The sequence below is a fragment of the Gluconacetobacter sacchari genome, assembly GCF_014174255.1.
Lineage (GTDB): Bacteria > Pseudomonadota > Alphaproteobacteria > Acetobacterales > Acetobacteraceae > Gluconacetobacter > Gluconacetobacter sacchari.
Genome location: NZ_JABEQJ010000070.1, coordinates 1 through 3958, shown reverse-complemented (window position 1 = coordinate 3958; position 3958 = coordinate 1). Strand labels below are relative to the sequence as shown.

Annotated in this window: 5 protein-coding genes; 4 read left to right on the top strand and 1 reads right to left on the bottom strand. The window is 57.5% G+C overall.

The features are described from left to right. The first annotated feature begins 150 nt into the window (after nucleotides 1-150). The 4 genes from HLH48_RS22505 (at nucleotide 151) to HLH48_RS22490 (ending at nucleotide 3618) form a co-directional block, all read left to right on the top strand. Nucleotides 151-1167, top strand: a complete 1017-nt coding sequence (locus HLH48_RS22505) for a hypothetical protein (RefSeq protein WP_182999682.1) — start codon at nucleotides 151-153, stop codon at nucleotides 1165-1167. Between the two features lie 29 nt (nucleotides 1168-1196). Next, nucleotides 1197-1994, top strand: a complete 798-nt coding sequence (locus HLH48_RS22500) for a hypothetical protein (RefSeq protein ID WP_182999681.1) — start codon at nucleotides 1197-1199, stop codon at nucleotides 1992-1994. A gap of 237 nt (nucleotides 1995-2231) precedes the next feature. Beyond that, nucleotides 2232-2525 (top strand): hypothetical protein, encoded by a 294-nt coding sequence (locus HLH48_RS22495; protein ID WP_182999680.1) that lies wholly within the window; start codon nucleotides 2232-2234, stop codon nucleotides 2523-2525. 577 nt (nucleotides 2526-3102) lie between these two features. After that, on the top strand, nucleotides 3103-3618 hold the full coding sequence (locus HLH48_RS22490; protein ID WP_220795281.1) for a hypothetical protein: 516 nt from the start codon (nucleotides 3103-3105) through the stop codon (nucleotides 3616-3618). Between the two features lie 3 nt (nucleotides 3619-3621). On the opposite strand, the gene HLH48_RS22485 is transcribed toward HLH48_RS22490, so the two are convergent. Beyond that, the coding region (locus HLH48_RS22485; protein WP_182999679.1) for an integrase core domain-containing protein at nucleotides 3622-3958 on the bottom strand (337 nt) is incomplete at its 5' end.

Here is a 3958-nt window from a genome sequence, read left to right as displayed (position 1 = left end):
TTTCTACAATCCTGTCCGGCGCCATTCGTCACTGGACTTCATCAGCCCGGCTGCATACCAAAGGCAGGCGACCTGATCCCGATAGCTCTCCACTTTTGCGGGGCAAGTCCAGATTGTATCTGATTCATATTCGCATAGTGGGACAAGCTGATGACGACAGTTAGCGCGGTACAATCAGCCGCCATTTACCTTTCCGCGTCAAAAAATGATAGCTCGACACAAGAGTTAGACAATACGGCAACGAAAACATCGGGTTATTCAAGCTCATCCACGTCCCACAGCGGAGATACGATTACCCTTTCTGCGGCTGCCACGGCTGCCCTTGCCGCAACATCCAGCACGACGACGGATTCGCAAGCGGCCTATTACGCGCAATTCTTTCCCACGCGCTCGGGCACGTCCGCGAGTTTCGGTGAAAATGTGCTTGATCCTGCGGCCACAACGATCTCGACCGGACTCAGTGCTTCAGGGATCGCACAGGCTGCGCGTGCCAGCATGGATGCGGAATACACCTCCATGGACGCTAGCGGAAAGCCATTCAATTACGATAGTGCGAACGGGACGGACTGGTACACGCTGATGTCCGGTCTGGACAGAACTGCTCTCGCTGCGGTGTCGTCGAATCAAGGTGGTCTGTTCTCTACAAAAGAACAGGGCATGGCGCAGTACATCATGCTTCAGCAGGAGCAGCTTGCTACAGGAAATTACTCCGGACCAATGGACCTTGAGTCAAAATTCATCCCTGCACCTGCCAGTGGTCAAGGATATTCCATTGATTCAAGTGATGCAACGGTTTCAAACCGGTCGAATGTGACCTATTCTTCTATAGCCAGTTCGAAGAATTTGAGCATGTATTTAGACAAGTCTGGTTCTTACGAAAAATCAACGATCGGATGGGCCTTCAATCGTGCCTCCGTGCAGACTGCTTATGAAGAAGAGATGGGCGCGGCAAACAAGCCTGTCGATTCAAAATACGTCAGTAACCTATCCATCGTCGGGATGCTGAGTGAGTTGATGAAGAATGCCCAGAAAGCGCATGTCCGCAGTAACCCATCTGTTCTCAATGTCACCGATCTGTTCAACGAGACATGGGCCAAGGGGCATGAAGCCGCGATCCAGGCGGCACTGACCACGACCCGCAAGGAATTGGGGTTCTCCCAAAGTTGATTCAATCCGTCAGTCGGGACCACCAAACGATGTTCGTCTCCGCTGCGACCACATACACCGGCAACGACCGTTCGTCTGTGGCGGATAGTGCGACCAACGGCAAGGTGGCCTCCACCGCCACCGGTCAGGTGGACCAGACGGACACGTCAGCCGTTTTGGTGACGCTTTCGCAGACCGGTCTCGATTTCCTGAAGGGAGCATCCCCCGACAGCGGCGCCGCGCTGTCCGCCCAACAGGAAGCCGTGACCCGGCTGGATCAGATGATCCAATCCGGCCGGCAGTTCGCCAAGGAGGCTGCGGAAGAACGGGTCAACATGCTCAATGCCCAGATGCGACTGCTTATGGAAATGAAAGCCCTGCTTTCACCCAAAGCTCTTGCTCTGGAAGTGGCGCAGCTTACCACCCAACTCGCGGCCGCCGTGGCGCAGTACGTGCAAAGTGGCGGAACGAACGCCAGCGGCTCAGCTGTCGGTAGCATGGTGCTGGCAACGCCGCAGGACGGCGGACAGGCTCCATCGGGAGCCGATCAGGCCGCAACCGACGGGACGGATCTGGATGCCCAGCAGGCGGCAACAGGTGCGACGCGGGATTCGGATGGATCTGATCCCATGCCCAGACAGGCCGTGACCGCCGGACAGTCCGGAGCGTCGGCAGACGGCAACCCGGAATTCCAGCAGGCCGTCATCGCCCTGGCCAGCCAGATGAAGGCCCTTCTCCGGGAAAGCAAGGAACACCTGAAAAAGCAGGACGTGACATCGGACAGCAATCTCCAGAGCGCTCAGAACGCCCTTGATACCGTCGACCAGCTCCTTCCGACCGTATCCTGACCGGCGGCCCGTGGCGGTAACAGCTCCGGGCCTGTCGGGTGAGCTGAACAAAGAAATTGCTGATGCCCTTTTTGGATCATCCGGTCAGAAAAAGAAAAAAGGCAAAAAAACCTGAGACTGATACGAATCATCCGTCATCTGACAGTGATAGTACCTAAAAACGGAAGTTTTCTTAGCGCATATTCGGTTATTCTGTTTCTTTCGATTTCCCAATCTCATGCTCAGGGCGCCGGCAATGTGTCTACAGGCTCAACGGATGTCGTCGTTACCGGCCGACGGACACCAAAGACAAAAGACGTCATCGATCAATATTCGGCGCGAAACATCGACAATCTGGCCGCCATGACGATTGGGGAAGTCATCACCCGTCTTGAACGCCGGAATGGTGGTCGCCCCTTCTCAATCATCGTCAACGGCCGGCGACTGGCGGACGTATCGGATTTGCGTGAGATTCCCCCGGAAGCCTTGGCCAAGATCGAGATCCTGTCCAATTCTAGCCCGGAAATCTCAGTGCGCCCCGAAGGCGTGTAACATGTACCGGTGCACGGATATGAGACATCGCGTTGCGCTGTTTGATTACGCTGCCAGTTTGAGATCCATTAGCCCGGAAATCTCAGTGCGCCCCGAAGGCGTGTAACACCAGTGGAGGGAGGTTCCACCCAGATAGTTGTCGATAAGTCTGGTAGCTGACGAGCGGCTTGGCTGGGTAACCTGCCGGGCCGAAGCCTCGTGACGAAGGCCGCCTTGGGCGGTTGAGCGATCCAGCGGGCCGTAACGCGTGTGAAGCCTGAGCAGGCCTCGAAAGTGATGATGCGGATGCCGACCCGCCTGAGTTTCGGGGAAGGCAGCATGAGCGGGGAAGAAATCGACGAGTGCACCCGCTCGATCCGCCGGGGTAGTAGGCACGGCACGCTGGAATGGTGATGCGGGTAATCGGGGGAGGCCCGATCTGGACGAGGGTAGCGGCCTCAACGGCGAGCGTGGCCCGTCGGTTCGGATCGGGAGTCGGACAGGGTCATAGTACTGTCGAGGCCGGGTAATGCCGGTGGAGGGAAGGACCCTGACTTCTGGTGTGCTTTTAACGAGGATGAGGTGAGGGTGATTGGCGATGAGCCTGCAAACACCTGACAGGATCGGGACTCTTCAGAGAAAGCTGTATCGTAAGGCGAAGGCGGAGCCTGCCTTTCGTTTCTACGTGCTCTACGACAAGATCTGCCGCGATGATATTCTGCATCATGCTTATCGGCTGGCCCGGTCCAACGCGGGTTCACCGGGTATGGACGGGATGACATTCGAGCGGATCGAGGAAGCGGGCGTGTCGGAGTGGCTGGCGGGGTTGCGCGAGGACCTGGTCTCGAAGACGTATCGGCCTCAGCCGGTGCGACGGGTCATGCTACCAAAGCCTGGAGGGGGTGAAAGGCCGCTCGGTATTCCGACGATCCGGGACCGCGTTGTCCAGACCGCCGCCAAATTGGTGCTTGAGCCGATCTTCGAGGCGGATTTCGAGGATAGCGCTTATGGTTATCGTCCCAACCGGGGTGGTGGTCAGGCGGTCAAGGAAGTGCACCGGCTGATGTGCCGGGGTTATACTGTACCGGCCTCGGTTTTTGAGACATCTGGTTGAAGCCTAAGCGGCGAGATCTGCATTGGAAAGAGCCCTGGCGCGCACGGCATTTGGGGAGATGAAGCCGTGCCGTTCGAGGAGCCAGGTTTCATTGTATAGGTCTCGGAACTCCAGCAGGGCGTGTCGGAGTTCCTCGACGGTCTCGAAAGCCCGGACCCAAAGCAGGTTTTCCTTCAGGGTGCGGATGAAGCGTTCGGCGCATCCGTTGCCCTCGGGAGCGCGGACGAATGCCGGCGTGCTTTCGATGCCCAGGAAGCGGATCTCGTCCTGGAAAACATCGGACATATACTGGCTGCCGTGATCGTGGCGCAGGGACAGGCCGGTCGCGACCTTCTCGGCG